The sequence below is a fragment of the Citrobacter sp. RHB36-C18 genome (assembly GCF_013814485.1).
In the GTDB taxonomy this organism is placed as follows: Bacteria; Pseudomonadota; Gammaproteobacteria; order Enterobacterales; family Enterobacteriaceae; genus Citrobacter; species Citrobacter braakii.
In genome coordinates, this window is sequence record NZ_CP057125.1 from 1,331,015 (window position 1) to 1,345,189 (window position 14,175).

The following is a 14,175-nucleotide window of genomic DNA, read 5'->3' on the forward strand; positions in this document are numbered from 1 at the left end:
GCCATGAAACATGACCATTTTGTTGTTCAAAGTCCCGATAAACCCGCTCAACAGCTCTTGTTGCTGTTTCATGGCGTCGGCGATAACCCGGTTGCCATGGGCGAAATTGGCTCCTGGTTTGCGCCGCTGTTTCCGGATGCGCTAATCGTCAGCATTGGCGGGGCAGAGCCTTATGGTACGACTTCCGGGCGTCAGTGGTTTTCGGTACAGGGGGTAACGGAAGAGAACCGCCAGGCGCGTATTGACGCGATTATGCCGGTCTTTATCGAAACCGTTCGCTACTGGCAGAAGCAAAGCGGCGTTTCGCCTCAGGCGACCGCGCTGATTGGTTTTTCTCAGGGCTCGATTATGTCGCTTGAGAGTATTAAAGCTGAGCCAGGGCTGGCGTCGCGGGTCATCGCCTTTAATGGTCGCTATGCCACGTTGCCGGAGGTTGCAACCACCGCGACGACGGTGCATTTGATTCACGGCGGTGAAGACCGGGTGATTGAGTTATCTCATGCCGTTGCCGCGCAGGAGGCGTTAATACGCGCCGGTGGGGATGTGACGCTGGATATCGTCGAAAATCTGGGGCACGCCATTGATGAACGCAGTATGCAGTTTGCGCTCGACCACCTGCGTTTTACCGTACCGAAGCACTACTTTGATGAAGCGCTGAGCGGCGGTAAGCCTCACGATGATGATGTGATTGAGATGATTTAACCCGCAGGCCGGATGGCGATGTGAAACCGCCATTCGGCCTGCGTTGGCTTATTTCTTCGGTTGATCCTTGTTTGGCCAATCGTCGTCGTCATCCCATTTATCGTTAAAATCACGATGCGGGGGAAGCTCCGGCTTATTGGCAAGAAATTTCTTGTGGTCGACGCGCTTGAGATCTTTAATCACGTTCAGCAATACGCCTACCAGAAACACCAACACCAGAATCCACCAGTATTTTGCCAGCCAGTCCATGCTCATTTCCTCTTACAGGAACACTCATCAGGCGACGAGTTGCTCCATGATACGTTGATACATACGGGCAAGCAGTTGCAGGTCGGCGGCATTAACACATTCATTAATTTTATGAATGGTGGCGTTGACCGGCCCAAGTTCTACTACCTGTGCCCCCATGCGGGCAATAAAACGCCCGTCGGACGTCCCGCCTGTAGTCAGTAACTGCGGTTTAATCTCATTATAGTGCTCAATGGCGTTCACCACCGCATCCACCAGTTTACCGCGTGCGGTCAGGAACGGCTGACCGGAAAGCCACCAGTCGACGGTATAACGTAACTGATGTTTCTCCAGCAGCTCCAGCACCCGGGACTTAATCATTTCATCGTTTAATTCGGTGCTGAAACGGAAGTTGAACTGGATAAACAGTTCGCCGGGAATAACATTGTTGCTGCCGGTTCCTGCCTGAATATTGGCAATCTGCATGCTGGTCGCCGGGAAGAATTCGTTGCCCTGATCCCACTCAATCGCCACCAGTTCATTAAGCATTGGCGCCGCGCGGTGTACCGGGTTATCGGCCAGATGCGGGTAGGCTACGTGGCCCTGCACGCCGTGAATGGTCAGATTGCAGGTCAGTGAACCACGACGCCCATTTTTCACCACGTCGCCAACGATTTCCGTGCTGGACGGCTCGCCAACCAGACAATAATCCAGTCGTTCATTGCGTGCCATAAGTGCTTCAACCACTTTTACGGTGCCGTTTTGGGCGCTGGCCTCTTCGTCAGAGGTTATCAAAAACGCCAGACGACCCTGATGGTTCGGATGCTGGGCGACAAAACGTTCCGCGGCCACGACCATTGCCGCCAGTGAGCCTTTCATATCGGCTGCGCCACGCCCGAACAACATGCCATCGCGAATGGTCGGTTCGAACGGTGGATTAATCCAACGATCGACATCGCCGACAGGCACTACGTCAGTGTGACCGGCAAATGCCAGAGTCTCACCTTTGCCGCGCCATGCCCAAAAATTCTGTGTGTCACCAAAATCCATACGCTCAACGGTAAAACCTACCGCGCGCAGGCGTTCAATCATTAACGCCTGGCACCCGGCATCATCCGGGCTCAGGGAAGGACGGCGAATAAGCTGCTGTGTCAGCTCAATAACCGGGCACGACATAGACTATACCTCATTAAAAAACTGCGTATAACTGGATTCACTAAAGCCAAGCAGCATAGGCTTACCCGGCGCGCAGAGCAATGGGCGTTTGATAATTGCAGGCATTTCAATCATCAATGCAGCAGCAGAGGACGCATCGGTGATTTGGTTACGTGTGGCTTCATCCAGTTTGCGCCAGGTGGTTCCACGTGTATTGAGCAGCGCCTCCCAACCTAATTCGCTGATAAAGGCGTGTAATAACGCGTTGTCCAGGCCGTCGACGCGATAATCATGGAAGCGGTAGTCGACCCCATTGTCTTCCAGCCAGCGTCTGGCTTTTTTAATCGTATCGCAATTCTTAATGCCGTAGAGGGTGAACATTTGAATCCTTATTGACGTAATTTGAATATTTATTCTCGTGTTCTATAAACATGAATAATACATATTGTCATCGAACCGTTATAGAAAAATATAACATTGTTGTTGAATGGTGAATAATGATTCCTGAAAGTTCCAAAATTCATGAGAAACTGAAAATCAGAATTTGCCTGTTTGCATCAGCCTGTTTTTCCATCAGAATTGCCAAAGTCGTAGATGATGTATGAATATTTCAAAATATTGCAGTAAGTCACATAAAATTTATGGGGTTAGCGCATAGTGATTACATATACCCCCGAACACTGGAGGATGTAATCACAACCATTGGTTAAATGATCTTCTTTTTATGATGATGATTTCGTAGAATGCCCATAATAATAAGAGAGGTTGTTATGATTGAACGTGAACTGGGGAACTGGAAAGACTTTATCGAAGTGATGCTTCGTAAATAATTTTCTGGAAGAAATTCATATCCTGCAAAGGATAATAAAAGGCGACTCAACGTAAGTCGCCTTTTTTGTGTCCGATTATTCTGGGCGTGGCTTCAACGGGAAGCGTCTGCGTACCAGCACAAAGAACAGAGGAACGAAGTAAATCGCCAGGACAGTGGCTGAAATCATCCCGCCCATTACGCCAGTCCCCACCGCATGCTGACCGCCGGAACCTGCGCCACTGCTGATGGTCATCGGCAACACCCCAAAGATAAACGCCAGTGACGTCATCAGAATTGGGCGTAAGCGTTGGCGACAGGCATGCAGCGTGGCGTCGAGCAAGTCGTGACCTTTCTCGTTCATCTCATTGGCGAATTCAACAATCAATATTGCGTTTTTCGCCGAAAGCCCGATCACGGTGAGTAACCCGACCTGAAAGTACACGTCGTTTTCCAGGCCGCGCATCCAGGTAGCGAGCAGCGCGCCAATGACCCCCAGCGGTACAACCAGCATGACGGAGAAGGGAACCGACCAGCTTTCGTACAACGCCGCCAGACACAGGAACACCACCAGCAAAGAAATGGCGTACAGGGCTGGCGCCTGAGAGCCCGACAGCCGTTCCTGGTAAGACATCGCGGTCCATTCGAGTCCGAATCCGGTCGGCAACTGGTGGACCAGCGATTCCATAATGTCCATCGCCGTACCGGTACTGACGCCTGGGGCGGCTTCGCCAACAATCTCGACGGCGGAGTAGCCGTTATAGCGTTCCAGACGCGGTGAACCCGTTTCCCAGCGCGACGTGGCAAAGGCCGAGAAAGGCACCATGCCGCCGCTATTATTGCGGACGTACCACAGATTGATGTCGTCCGGGAGCATGCGATATTTTGCTGCCGCCTGTACGTAAACCTTCTTCACGCGACCCCGGTCCATAAAGTCATTGACGTAGCTGGAGCCCCAGGCCGTTTGCAAGGTGTCGTTGATGTCATCAATGGAAACGCCCAGCGCCTGGGCTTTGCGCTGATCGATATCAATTTGCAACTGCGGGCTGTCGTCCAGACCGTTATGACGAACACGGGTCAGAGACGCGTCTTTCCCGGCCAGCTCAATCAGCTTGTCGCGCGCGGCCATTAACGCATCATGGCCCGCACCGGCGTGATCTTGCAGCTCCATATCGAAACCGGCAGAGCTCCCGAGACCGCTAATCGCCGGAGGGCTGCTGGCGAAGACGCGGGCTTCCTTAATCTTATTAAAGGCTTTGGTCGCGCGCTCGATGATGGCGAAAGAGGTTCCGGTGGTGGTGTCGCGATCATCCCAGTCTTTTAAGCGGACAAACATCCGCGCCACGTTTTGACCGTTCCCGCCAGGGCCGGAACCGACCGTGGAAAAGACCGACGTAATGTTGTCTTTCTCATGGGTGAAGTAATACTTCTCCACTTCCTCAACCACTTTCAATGTTTGCTGCTGCGTGGAGCCGCTGGGCAACTGTATCGAGGTGGTAAACATGCCGCGGTCTTCGAGCGGCAGGAAGGAGGTTGGCAGGCGCAGGAACAGGAAAACCATACCGCCGAGCAGCAGGCCGTAAATCAGTATCCAGCGCAGGCTGCGGTGCAGGATCCTGGCGACGCCTTTTTCGTAGCGTTCGGCGTTGCGGTTAAACATCCGGTTAAACCAGCCAAAGAAACCGGTTTGCCCGTGATGCTCGCCTTTGTGTAGCGGTTTGAGCAGAGTGGCGCACAGGGCAGGGGTGAGGATCATCGCCACCAGAACTGAAAGAACCATTGCGGAGACGATGGTAATCGAGAACTGGCGGTAAATAGCCCCGGTAGTGCCGCCGAAGAAGGCCATCGGGATAAACACCGCCGATAGCACCATGGCGATACCGACCAGCGCTCCCTGGATTTGCCCCATCGATTTCCGCGTCGCTTCCCGCGGCGAGAGGCCTTCCTCACTCATAATTCGCTCGACGTTTTCCACCACCACAATGGCATCATCGACCAGCAGGCCGATCGCCAGCACCATCGCAAACATCGTCAGGGTGTTAACGCTGTAGCCAAAGGCGTAGAGGACGGAAAAAGTACCCATCAGGACGACGGGTACGGCGATTGTAGGAATCAGCGTGGCGCGGAAGTTTTGCAGGAACAGGTACATCACAAGAAATACCAGCGCGATCGCTTCCAGCAGCGTTTTCACCACGTCGATAATTGAGGCTTTGACAAAGGAGGTAGTTTCATACGCCACCTTGTATTCCAGCCCGTGCGGAAAATACTGTGAGAGCTCGTTCAGGCGGTCGATAACCAGCTCCGCCGTTGCCATTTCATTGGCGCCGGAGGCCAGTTTTACCCCCAGACCGGAAGCCGGGTGGCCGTTGAAGCGGCTGAGATAGTCATACTTTTCCGCACCCATTTCGACCATCGCCACATCACCCAGTTTAACTTCTGAGCCGTCCTGGTTGACGCGTAGCGTAATCGCGCGAAATTCATCCGGAGTCTGCAGCAGCGACTGGGCGTTGATCGTCGCATTCAGCGCTTGTTTGTCCACCGAAGGCGTGCCGCCAAGTTGCCCGACGGCAATCTGCGCATTCTGTGACTCGATAGCATCGGTCACATCTTTGGCGGTCATCTGGAAGCTGTTAAGTTTGACCGGGTCGAGCCAGATACGCATGGAATATTGTGAACCGTAGGCGTCAATATCGCCCACGCCGTTTATACGACTGAGCGGATCCTGGATATTACTGGCGACGTAGTCGGCGATGTCCTGCTTATCCATTGAGCCATCGGTGGAGACGAAGGCGATGGTCAGAATATTGGTGTCACCGGTCTTGCGCACCGTGACCCCTTGATTCTGTACCGCCTGCGGCAGCTTACGCATTGCCGATTGCAGCTGGTTTTGCACCTGCTGGACGGCCTCATCAGGATCGGTTCCCGCGAGGAAGCTCAGCGTAACCGACGCCTGGCCTGTCCCGCTGCTCTGCGACGACATGTACATCAGATTATCGAGACCAGTCATGTTCTGCTCGATAACCTGGGTGACGGTATTTTCCAGGGTTTGTGCGGACGCGCCAGGGTAGTTCGCGGTTACCCGCACGTTTGGCGGTGCCAGATCGGGGTATTGCTCAACGGGCAGCGAAAAAATAGCCAGGGCTCCTGTCAGGCACAACAGGATTGCTAACACCCAGGCAAAAATGGGGCGATCGATGAAAAAATTCGCCATTAAAAGGGGACCTCGTGTTTCTGCGTATCGTTATGGGTGTGAATTGCTTCACTTTAGCGGCAAGGTACGGGGCAAACGTGGAGAAAAAAAGAAGATAATGTAAATTATCATGCCCGTTTACAGCTTACCTTTCGTGCCAACGCCGTCAGGCCTGGATCGAGAACCGACGGCGCTTTGCGGTTCTTTACGTTAGCTCTCCGTCGGATTCTGCCGAACGAAAACTGATACTCACCAGCGTTCCCCCTCCGGAGGGTTGAGAGAAAGTCAGCGTGCCGCTCAGCCTTTCCGCCCGCTCGCGCATAATATTTAACCCATAGTGCCCCGAAGGCTCATGCGGCTCGCCAATGCCGATGCCGTTATCGCGAATATAAACCGTGTGATTACCATCCGGCGCGGTGACGCAACTGACGGCAATTTCGGTTGCGCTGGCATGTTTAATCGCGTTCAGCACCGCTTCACGGACGATCTGCAGCAGATGCACCTGCATTTGCGCGTCCAGCGCCAGGGTAGGTAACCGGCAATCAAGCGTCAGTTTAGCCGAGGTCTGATTTTGCAGCGTTTCCAGCATTTCATGCAGGGCGGAGGGGAGATCGGCCTGCTGTAAAGTCAGGCGGAAGGTGGTGAGCAGTTCGCGTAGCTGGCGGTAGGCGTCGTTCAGCGCCTGAGAGAAATCCGCCATAATGCTTTGCGCTGGGGCGTTATCTTCGGGAATCGAACGCTTCAGCAGCGTGAGCTGAATGCGTAAATAAGAGAGCACTTGCGCCAGCGAGTCGTGCAGCTCGCGCGCAATCGTCGCCCGTTCCTCCATTAACAACAGCTGCTGAAAATGTTTTTGCGCCTGGTTGAAGTACAACCCGCGACCCAGCATCGAGGAGACGCTGTTAAGCAGCGGGGTAGAAGCATTGACGTTCGGGCTTTGCCAGTGCAGTTCACCGTAGACGGTTTCCTGCATGGTGACCGGCAGGATCTGCATTGGCAGCTCGGGGCTTTTTGCGCCTTCGCTAATTCGCCAGTTATCTCCGACGGTGAGTTCCAGGAAATAGGCGGCGTCATGCTCGCGGACGATCTGTAAAATATGGCGGAAGCAGTACACATCAATCTGACTGGTATTTAACGCCTGAGAGCACTGATACAACACTTCCAGACGACGATTAGCTTCGTGGAGATCGTGGGTCTTCTCAGCGACAGACGCTTCCAGCGAGCGGTACAGCTTGTGTAATTCACTCGACATCTGGCTGAAGGTCTTGCCCAACAACCCGAGTTCGTTGGGCAAATCAGTATCCAGCGACGGGATGTCAAACTGACCGTGTTCAATGTGCTGGCTGGCCACCACCAGCTTATTCAGCGGACGCACCACCTGCTGGCGAATACGCCGTAAGGTAAAGAAAACGAGGGTGAAAATGCCGATCCCGCCCGCCAGTGAAATACCAAAAACCAGCATCACTTTGCGTTCGGCATAATGCTGCAGCGCCAGCACGAAGAGATCGATTTGATCGACATAGTTATTGATATTGCTCTGGTACCAATTTAAATCGCCATCGATCAGACGGGCGTTCATTTCCAGCCAGTTTGCATGTAGACGCCCATAGCGACTTTTTACTGCTTGAGGCACATACCACGCGTTCAGGTTCTGTAGTGCTGGCGAGTTTAGCGCCTGCTGGAAAAGCTGGCGGTGAGCGTTAAGCTGCGGACTTTGGCTTTGCAGATCGTAACCCAGACGGTAACTTTGCATGCGCAATGAGCCAGCCACGTTGATGGCTTCGGCATCTCGTAAGCTGCTGGTCAGCGTGAGCAGCGCAATACCCGTTGAGAGAATCGACAACAGCACTATGTAGAAAAAAGCTTTAGCCAGACTGGCCGAGACCGGACGCTTTACCGTCACTTGTGCATCCTCACACAATACACGTCGCGCCTTAAAACAGCCCGAACGATGCGGTGTATTTGATAAATGTTAATAAAACGCCATGAAACTGGATGGTAACTGAAACGCAATTTCATATGCGATGAAATAAATTGATCTGCCACAGGTTCTGGATAAATAGTTGTGCTTCCTGGGCAAATGAACATTGCCGCTTCCTTCCGTGTCGGTTAATAACAACACTCATATAAAGAATAAGGTTTTTGCAACCAAAAAAGAAGGAAGCCATGAATCGTTTTATTATGGTTAATAGCCAGCAGTGCCTGGGATGCCATGCCTGTGAGGTCGCCTGCGTCATGGCTCACAATGGCGAGCAGCATGTCCTGAGTCAACGGCATTTCCAGCCCCGAATTACCGTCATCAAGCATCAGCAGCAGCGCAGTGCGGTAACCTGCCATCACTGTGAAGATGCGCCCTGCGCCAGAAGTTGCCCGAACGGGGCAATCAGCCATGATAACGACAGCGTTCAGGTGAACCCGAAAAAGTGTATTGGCTGTAAATCGTGCGTCGTTGCTTGTCCTTTCGGCACGATGCAGATCGTACTCACTCCAGTCGCTAAAGGGAAGGTGAAAGCCACTGCGCACAAATGCGATTTGTGTCAGGGACGCGAACAGGGACCTGCCTGCGTAGAGAACTGTCCGGCGCAAGCGTTACAACTGGTGACGGAAAATTCGCTTACTGGTCTGTCAAAAGCGCGCAGGCTACGCACCGCCAGTCTGGAAAGCCAGCCTTGGCATGCCAACGCCACCGATTTCGTTTCGCATACAATTACCAAACGTGAGCAAATGCAGGCGACGCCTGCGCGTGGTGAGCCGGATAAGCTGGCAGTTGAGGCCCGTAAAACCAGCTTTGAGGAGATCTATCTGCCGTTTCGTACGGCGCAGGCGGAACGGGAAGCGTCCCGCTGCCTGAAATGCGGCGACCACAGTATTTGCGAATGGACCTGCCCATTGCATAACCATATTCCGCAGTGGATTGAACTGGTCAAAGCCGGGAATATCGATGCGGCGGTTGAGCTTTCTCACCAGACCAACTGCCTGCCGGAAGTGACCGGGCGCGTATGTCCGCAGGACCGACTTTGCGAAGGGGCATGTACGGTGCGTAGCGAGCATGGGGCGGTCACTATCGGAAATATTGAGCGTTACATCTCTGATCGGGCCCTGAGCAAAGGATGGCGACCGGACTTAAGCCACGTGCAGAAAGTGGATAAGCGCGTTGCTATCATCGGCGCGGGTCCGGCGGGTCTGGCCTGCGCGGATGTGCTGGCGCGCAGCGGAGTCAGCGCCACCGTATACGATCGCCACCCTGAAATCGGCGGTTTGCTGACGTTCGGCATTCCGGCCTTCAAGCTGGACAAATCGCTGCTGGCCCGCCGCCGTGAAATCTTCAGCGCCATGGGTATTCATTTCGAACTTAACTGTGAAGTGGGTAAGGATGTGGCGCTGTCGGCGCTGCTGGAGGATTACGATGCCGTGTTCGTGGGCGTAGGAACCTATCGTTCCATGAAGGCGGATCTGCCGAATGAAGACGCGCCTGGCGTTTATGACGCGTTACCGTTCCTGATTGCCAACACCAAGCAGGTGATGGGGCTGGATGAACTGCCTGAAGAGCCGTTTATCGACACCGCCGGACTGAACGTGGTTGTACTGGGCGGAGGCGATACGGCAATGGACTGCGTACGTACCGCGCTGCGTCATGGCGCACGCCAGGTGACCTGCGCTTATCGTCGTGATGAAGCCAACATGCCCGGTTCGAAAAAAGAGGTGAAGAACGCCCGGGAAGAGGGGGCTAACTTCGAGTTTAACGTCCAGCCGGTTGAGCTGGTGTTGCATGATGATGGGCGAGTCAGCGGCGTGCGTTTTTTACGTACCCAGCTTGGCGAGCCGGACGCGCAGGGGCGTCGTCGCCCGGTTCCCCTCGCCGGGAGTGAGTTTGTCATGCCCGCAGATGCGGTGATCATGGCGTTTGGTTTTCACCCACATGGCATGCCGTGGCTGGAGACGCATGGGGTTAAGGTCGATAACTGGGGGCGCATAGCCGCCAATGTTGAAAGCGCATACCGTTATCAAACCAGTAACCCGAAAATCTTCGCCGGTGGTGACGCGGTACGCGGTGCGGATCTGGTGGTTACGGCCATGGCGGAAGGACGGCATGCCGCCCAAGGGATCGTCGACTGGCTGGGCATAAAATCAGTCAAATCTCACTAAGTCGCTAAGAAGGCCGGATAAGGCGCGTTAGCGTTGCTATCCGGCTCTGTGCCGCCTAATTGCCTGATGGCGCTTCGCTTATCAGGCCGGCATTGCACCAAGACAAACCCGGTTTCACGGCGTAGTATTATTTCTCACTTCTTGCTGTGGAGCCGGTATGTCGCAAAAAATTACCCTCATCAAAGATAAAGTCCTTTCCGATAACTACTTCATCCTGCGCAATATCACCTATGACCTGACCCGTAGCAATGGAGAGGTGATTCGTCACAAACGCGAGGTTTACGATCGCGGCAACGGCGCCACTATCCTGCTGTATAACCCGGAGAAGAAAACGGTGGTGCTCATCCGCCAGTTTCGCGTCGCCACCTGGGTCAATGGTAATGAAAGCGGTCAACTGATTGAAACCTGCGCCGGGCTGCTGGATAACGACGAACCGGAAGCGTGCATTCGGAAAGAGGCCATTGAAGAGACCGGCTTTGAAGTGGGGGAAGTGCGTAAGCTGTTTGAGCTCTATATGTCGCCGGGCGGCGTGACGGAGATAATTCATTTCTTTATTGCGCAATACAGCGACAGCCAGCGGGCAAATGCGGGCGGAGGTGTGGAAGATGAAGATATTGAGGTTCTGGAGCTACCGTTCACCCAGGCGCTGGAAATGATTAAAACGGGTGAAATCCGTGACGGTAAGACGGTGCTATTGCTGAACTATTTGCAGTCGTCGCATCTCATGGACTAATGCGCGGGATTTATATTTCTTTACAAATTTTCGGCCAATCCGACGATTCTTATTGAGCCACATCAGTCGCGCAAGGAAGATACCGCTTAGGCTGTGTGTTTTGACTTCGGGGTTGTACCGTCCATGCGCTATCGCGTTATTTTACTTTTCCTGCTCGGGTTGTTACCCGTCCGTTTGCTGTGGGCCGCGCCCGCGCAACAGACGTTTTCTGACTGGCAGGTGACGTGCAATAACCAAAACTTTTGCGTGGCGCGCAATACCGGAGAACATCACGGCCTGGTCATGACCTTGAGCCGCAGTGCCGGGGCACATACCGACGCCGTGTTGCGTATTGAACTGGGTGGGCTGGAATCGCCCACAGCCAAAGAGAGCGATATTGCGCCACGTCTGCTACTGGATGGCGCGCCGCTCCCGCTTCGCGGTGAACACTGGCGTATTACCCCCTGGCAACTGATGACCGATGATCCGGCCACCATCAGCGCATTTTTAACAACCGTACAGGACGCGAAGGCGATAACCCTGCAAAAAGGGGCGCAAAACCTGTCCCTGGTCGGGCTAAAAGCCGCGCTGCTTTTTATCGACGCCCAGCAAAAACGGGTCGGCAGCGAAACCGCATGGATCGAAAAAGGCGACGAGCCTCCGCTCAGCGTACCTCCCGCTCCTGCTTTAAAAGGCGTGGCTGTGATTAACCCAACGCCAACGCCTCTCACGCAACAAGAGCGCAGTGAATTGCTGGATTACGGTAACTGGCGGATCAACGGTATTCGCTGTTCGATCGATCCGCTGCGTCGCGAGATGCGCGTCACGGCCTTAACGGATGATAAAGCGCTGCTTATGATCGGCTGTGAAGCCGGGGCATATAACACCATCGATCTGGCGTGGGTGGTTTCACGTACTACCCCGTTGACGTCACGGGCGGTACGGCTAAGCCTGCCTTTTAAAACGGATGCGGAAAGTCGCGATATGGAGCTGACCAACGCCACGTTTGATGAGAAGTCGCGCGAGCTGGTAACCCTCGCTAAAGGACGAGGGTTGGCAGATTGCGGTATCCAGACCCGCTGGCGCTACGACGGCCAGCGTTTTCGTCTGGTGCGCTATGCCCAAGAGCCAAGCTGCGATAACTGGCATGGGCCAGATGCCTGGCCCACGCTGTGGATCACACGTTAAGCACCTTATGCGCTTTGTCGACAATGTTATCCACCGTAAAGCCGAAGAACGGGAACAGCTTGTCTGCCGGAGCCGACTCCCCATAACCCGTCATACCGACAATCGCCCCTTTCAGCCCAACATATTTGTACCAGTAGTCGGCAATTCCTGCTTCTACCGCCACGCGCGCGCTGACGTTTGAGGGGAGGACCGATTCCCTATACGCCTCATCCTGGGCGTCGAAAATATCGGTTGAGGGCAGAGAAACCACTCGCACGTTACGACCTTCACCGGTCAGTTTTTCCGCCGCCAGCAGCGTGATTTCCATTTCTGAACCGGTAGCAATCAGGATAACATCCGGCTTACCGCCGCCATCCTTCAGCACATAGCCGCCGCGGGCAATCTGCTGCACTTGCTCAGGCGTCCGCTCAACCTGCGCCAGATTTTGCCGCGAGAGGATCAGCGCCGTTGGCCCGTCATGGCGTTCGACCGCCAGCTTCCAGCCTACCGCCGCTTCAACCTGATCGCAGGGTCGCCAGGTGCTGAAATTAGGCGTCAGACGCAGGCTGGCGAGCTGTTCGACGGCCTGGTGCGTGGGACCATCTTCCCCAAGGCCAATCGAGTCGTGGGTATAAACCATGATTTGTCGGGCTTTCATCAGCGCCGCCATGCGTGCGGCATTACGGGCATATTCGACAAACATCAGGAACGTTGCGGTGTACGGTACGAAGCCCCCGTGGTGAGCGATACCGTTGGCAATCGCGGTCATGCCAAATTCCCGCACGCCGTAGTGGATGTAGTTGCCTGCATGATCCTCTTTAAGAGAAGTGGAGCCTTTCCAGATGGTCAGGTTGCTGGGCGCCAGATCCGCCGAACCGCCAAGCAGCTCAGGCAGTATCGGCCCGTAGGCGTTCAGGGTATTTTGCGAGGCCTTACGGGTGGCGATTTTGGCCGGATTGGCCTGCAGTTCGGTGATATATTTCTGGGTCGTTTCTTCCCACTCTTCCGGCAGTCCACCGCTCATCCTGCGGGAAAACTCTGCCGCCAGATCCGGATGCGCATGTCGATAAGCGGCGAATTTCTCATTCCAGCTCTGTTGGGCTTTCTCGCCTTTTTCACGAGCGTCCCACGCCCGGTAAATCTCTTTGGGGATTTCAAAGGCAGGATGATGCCACCCCAACTTCTGCCGGGTCAGCGCCACTTCTTCTTCACCCAGCGCCGCGCCGTGCGCTTCTTCTTTCCCGGCTTTATTCGGTGAACCAAAACCAATCACCGTGCGGCAGATAATCAGCGACGGTTTATCGGTAACGGCCTGTGCTTCCTGAATCGCTTTTTTCACCGTCTCAGGGTCATGACCGTCAATCTCGTGCACCACATGCCAGTGATAGGCCTCAAAGCGTTTCGCGGTATCGTCGGTAAACCAGCCGTCGGTTTCGCCATCAATTGAGATGCCGTTGTGATCGTAAAAGCCGATGAGTTTGCCAAGTCCCAGGGTGCCCGCCAGCGAGCACACTTCGTGAGAAATGCCCTCCATCAGACAGCCGTCGCCCATAAAGACCCAGGTATAGTGATTAACAATCTCGTGGTCTGGCTGGTTAAACTGCGCCGCCAGCGTGCGTTCTGCAATCGCCATTCCGACAGCGTTGGCTAAACCCTGACCCAACGGTCCGGTGGTGGTCTCCACGCCCGGCGTATAGCCAATTTCCGGGTGTCCTGGCGTCTTCGAATGGAGCTGGCGGAAGTTCTTTAACTCTTCGAGCGGCAGGTTGTAGCCGGAAAGATGCAACAGGCTGTAAAGCAGCATTGAGGCGTGGCCATTGGACAAAATAAACCGGTCACGATCGTACCAGGTGGGATCGGACGGGTTATGGCGCAGGAAATCGTTCCACAGCACTTCGGCGATATCGGCCATCCCCATTGGTGCGCCAGGGTGGCCAGAGTTAGCTTTTTGGACGGCATCCATACTTAGCGCACGAATGGCATTGGCAAGCTCTTTACGGGTCATAGGAAATACTCCTTGAAAAGTAAAGTGTTAGATGCGTGTTGTGATTCACACTTTTGAGATAA

11 protein-coding genes are annotated in these 14,175 nt (G+C 54.3%); 5 read left to right on the top strand and 6 right to left on the bottom strand.

The features are described 5' to 3' along the window. The first annotated feature begins 3 nt into the window (after positions 1-3). On the top strand, positions 4-702 hold the full coding sequence (ypfH, locus tag HVZ52_RS06245; protein ID WP_016153968.1) for an esterase: 699 nt from the start codon (positions 4-6) through the stop codon (positions 700-702). Positions 703-750: 48 nt separating this feature from the next. On the opposite strand, the gene HVZ52_RS06250 is transcribed toward ypfH, so the two are convergent. From HVZ52_RS06250 to HVZ52_RS06260, 3 genes are read right to left on the bottom strand one after another with little or no spacing between them, the layout of a single operon-like run. After that, positions 751-951 carry a YpfN family protein gene (locus HVZ52_RS06250; RefSeq protein WP_003835080.1) on the bottom strand — a complete coding sequence of 67 codons (201 nt, stop codon included), beginning with the start codon at positions 949-951 and terminating at the stop codon, positions 751-753. A 27-nt stretch (positions 952-978) separates the two neighbouring features. Further along, the gene (dapE, locus tag HVZ52_RS06255; RefSeq protein ID WP_016153967.1) at positions 979-2,106 is read right to left on the bottom strand and encodes a succinyl-diaminopimelate desuccinylase; all 1,128 of its coding nucleotides are present in this window, start codon (positions 2,104-2,106) and stop codon (positions 979-981) included. Positions 2,107-2,109: 3 nt separating this feature from the next. Then, positions 2,110-2,466, bottom strand: a complete 357-nt coding sequence (locus HVZ52_RS06260; protein ID WP_181599008.1) for an ArsC family reductase — start codon at positions 2,464-2,466, stop codon at positions 2,110-2,112. Between the two features lie 389 nt (positions 2,467-2,855). Between HVZ52_RS06260 and ypfM the strand changes: the two genes are divergently transcribed. Beyond that, entirely contained in the window at positions 2,856-2,915 is a 60-nt protein-coding gene (ypfM, locus tag HVZ52_RS06265; RefSeq protein ID WP_001386977.1) for a protein YpfM, read from the top strand. Positions 2,916-2,990: 75 nt separating this feature from the next. Here ypfM and acrD read toward each other — a convergent pair whose 3' ends face one another. Both acrD and narQ read right to left on the bottom strand, forming a co-directional pair. Further along, complete coding sequence (gene acrD / locus HVZ52_RS06270; protein WP_047501604.1) at positions 2,991-6,104, bottom strand: multidrug efflux RND transporter permease AcrD; 3,114 nt, start codon at positions 6,102-6,104, stop codon at positions 2,991-2,993. A 184-nt stretch (positions 6,105-6,288) separates the two neighbouring features. Continuing rightward, the gene (gene narQ, locus HVZ52_RS06275; RefSeq protein ID WP_016157109.1) at positions 6,289-7,986 is read right to left on the bottom strand and encodes a nitrate/nitrite two-component system sensor histidine kinase NarQ; all 1,698 of its coding nucleotides are present in this window, start codon (positions 7,984-7,986) and stop codon (positions 6,289-6,291) included. Positions 7,987-8,249: 263 nt separating this feature from the next. Here narQ and aegA point away from each other — a divergent pair, with 263 nt between their 5' ends. The 3 genes from aegA (at position 8,250) to HVZ52_RS06290 (ending at position 12,129) form a co-directional block, all read left to right on the top strand. Then, positions 8,250-10,229: a formate-dependent uric acid utilization protein AegA gene (gene aegA / locus HVZ52_RS06280; protein WP_181599009.1), complete on the top strand. Its 1,980-nt coding sequence runs from the start codon at positions 8,250-8,252 to the stop codon at positions 10,227-10,229. 157 nt (positions 10,230-10,386) lie between these two features. Next, entirely contained in the window at positions 10,387-10,962 is a 576-nt protein-coding gene (gene nudK, locus HVZ52_RS06285) for a GDP-mannose pyrophosphatase NudK (protein WP_016157107.1), read from the top strand. A gap of 123 nt (positions 10,963-11,085) precedes the next feature. Beyond that, positions 11,086-12,129 carry a DUF1176 domain-containing protein gene (locus tag HVZ52_RS06290; RefSeq protein WP_016153961.1) on the top strand — a complete coding sequence of 348 codons (1,044 nt, stop codon included), beginning with the start codon at positions 11,086-11,088 and terminating at the stop codon, positions 12,127-12,129. Here the strand turns inward: HVZ52_RS06290 and tkt are convergent. Further along, positions 12,119-14,113: a transketolase gene (tkt, locus tag HVZ52_RS06295; RefSeq protein ID WP_181599010.1), complete on the bottom strand. Its 1,995-nt coding sequence runs from the start codon at positions 14,111-14,113 to the stop codon at positions 12,119-12,121. The genes HVZ52_RS06290 and tkt overlap by 11 nt on opposite strands. Positions 14,114-14,175 lie beyond the last annotated feature (62 nt).

What these genes read in the sequence shown, in the direction of transcription:
- ypfH (WP_016153968.1), top strand. Translation starts at nt 4, where the DNA reads ATGAAACATGACCATTTTGTTGTTCAAAGTCCCGATAAACCCGCTCAA.
- HVZ52_RS06250 (WP_003835080.1), bottom strand. Translation starts at nt 951, where the DNA reads ATGGACTGGCTGGCAAAATACTGGTGGATTCTGGTGTTGGTGTTTCTG.
- dapE (WP_016153967.1), bottom strand. Translation starts at nt 2,106, where the DNA reads ATGTCGTGCCCGGTTATTGAGCTGACACAGCAGCTTATTCGCCGTCCT.
- HVZ52_RS06260 (WP_181599008.1), bottom strand. Translation starts at nt 2,466, where the DNA reads ATGTTCACCCTCTACGGCATTAAGAATTGCGATACGATTAAAAAAGCC.
- acrD (WP_047501604.1), bottom strand. Translation starts at nt 6,104, where the DNA reads ATGGCGAATTTTTTCATCGATCGCCCCATTTTTGCCTGGGTGTTAGCA.
- aegA (WP_181599009.1), top strand. Translation starts at nt 8,250, where the DNA reads ATGAATCGTTTTATTATGGTTAATAGCCAGCAGTGCCTGGGATGCCAT.
- nudK (WP_016157107.1), top strand. Translation starts at nt 10,387, where the DNA reads ATGTCGCAAAAAATTACCCTCATCAAAGATAAAGTCCTTTCCGATAAC.
- HVZ52_RS06290 (WP_016153961.1), top strand. Translation starts at nt 11,086, where the DNA reads ATGCGCTATCGCGTTATTTTACTTTTCCTGCTCGGGTTGTTACCCGTC.
- tkt (WP_181599010.1), bottom strand. Translation starts at nt 14,113, where the DNA reads ATGACCCGTAAAGAGCTTGCCAATGCCATTCGTGCGCTAAGTATGGAT.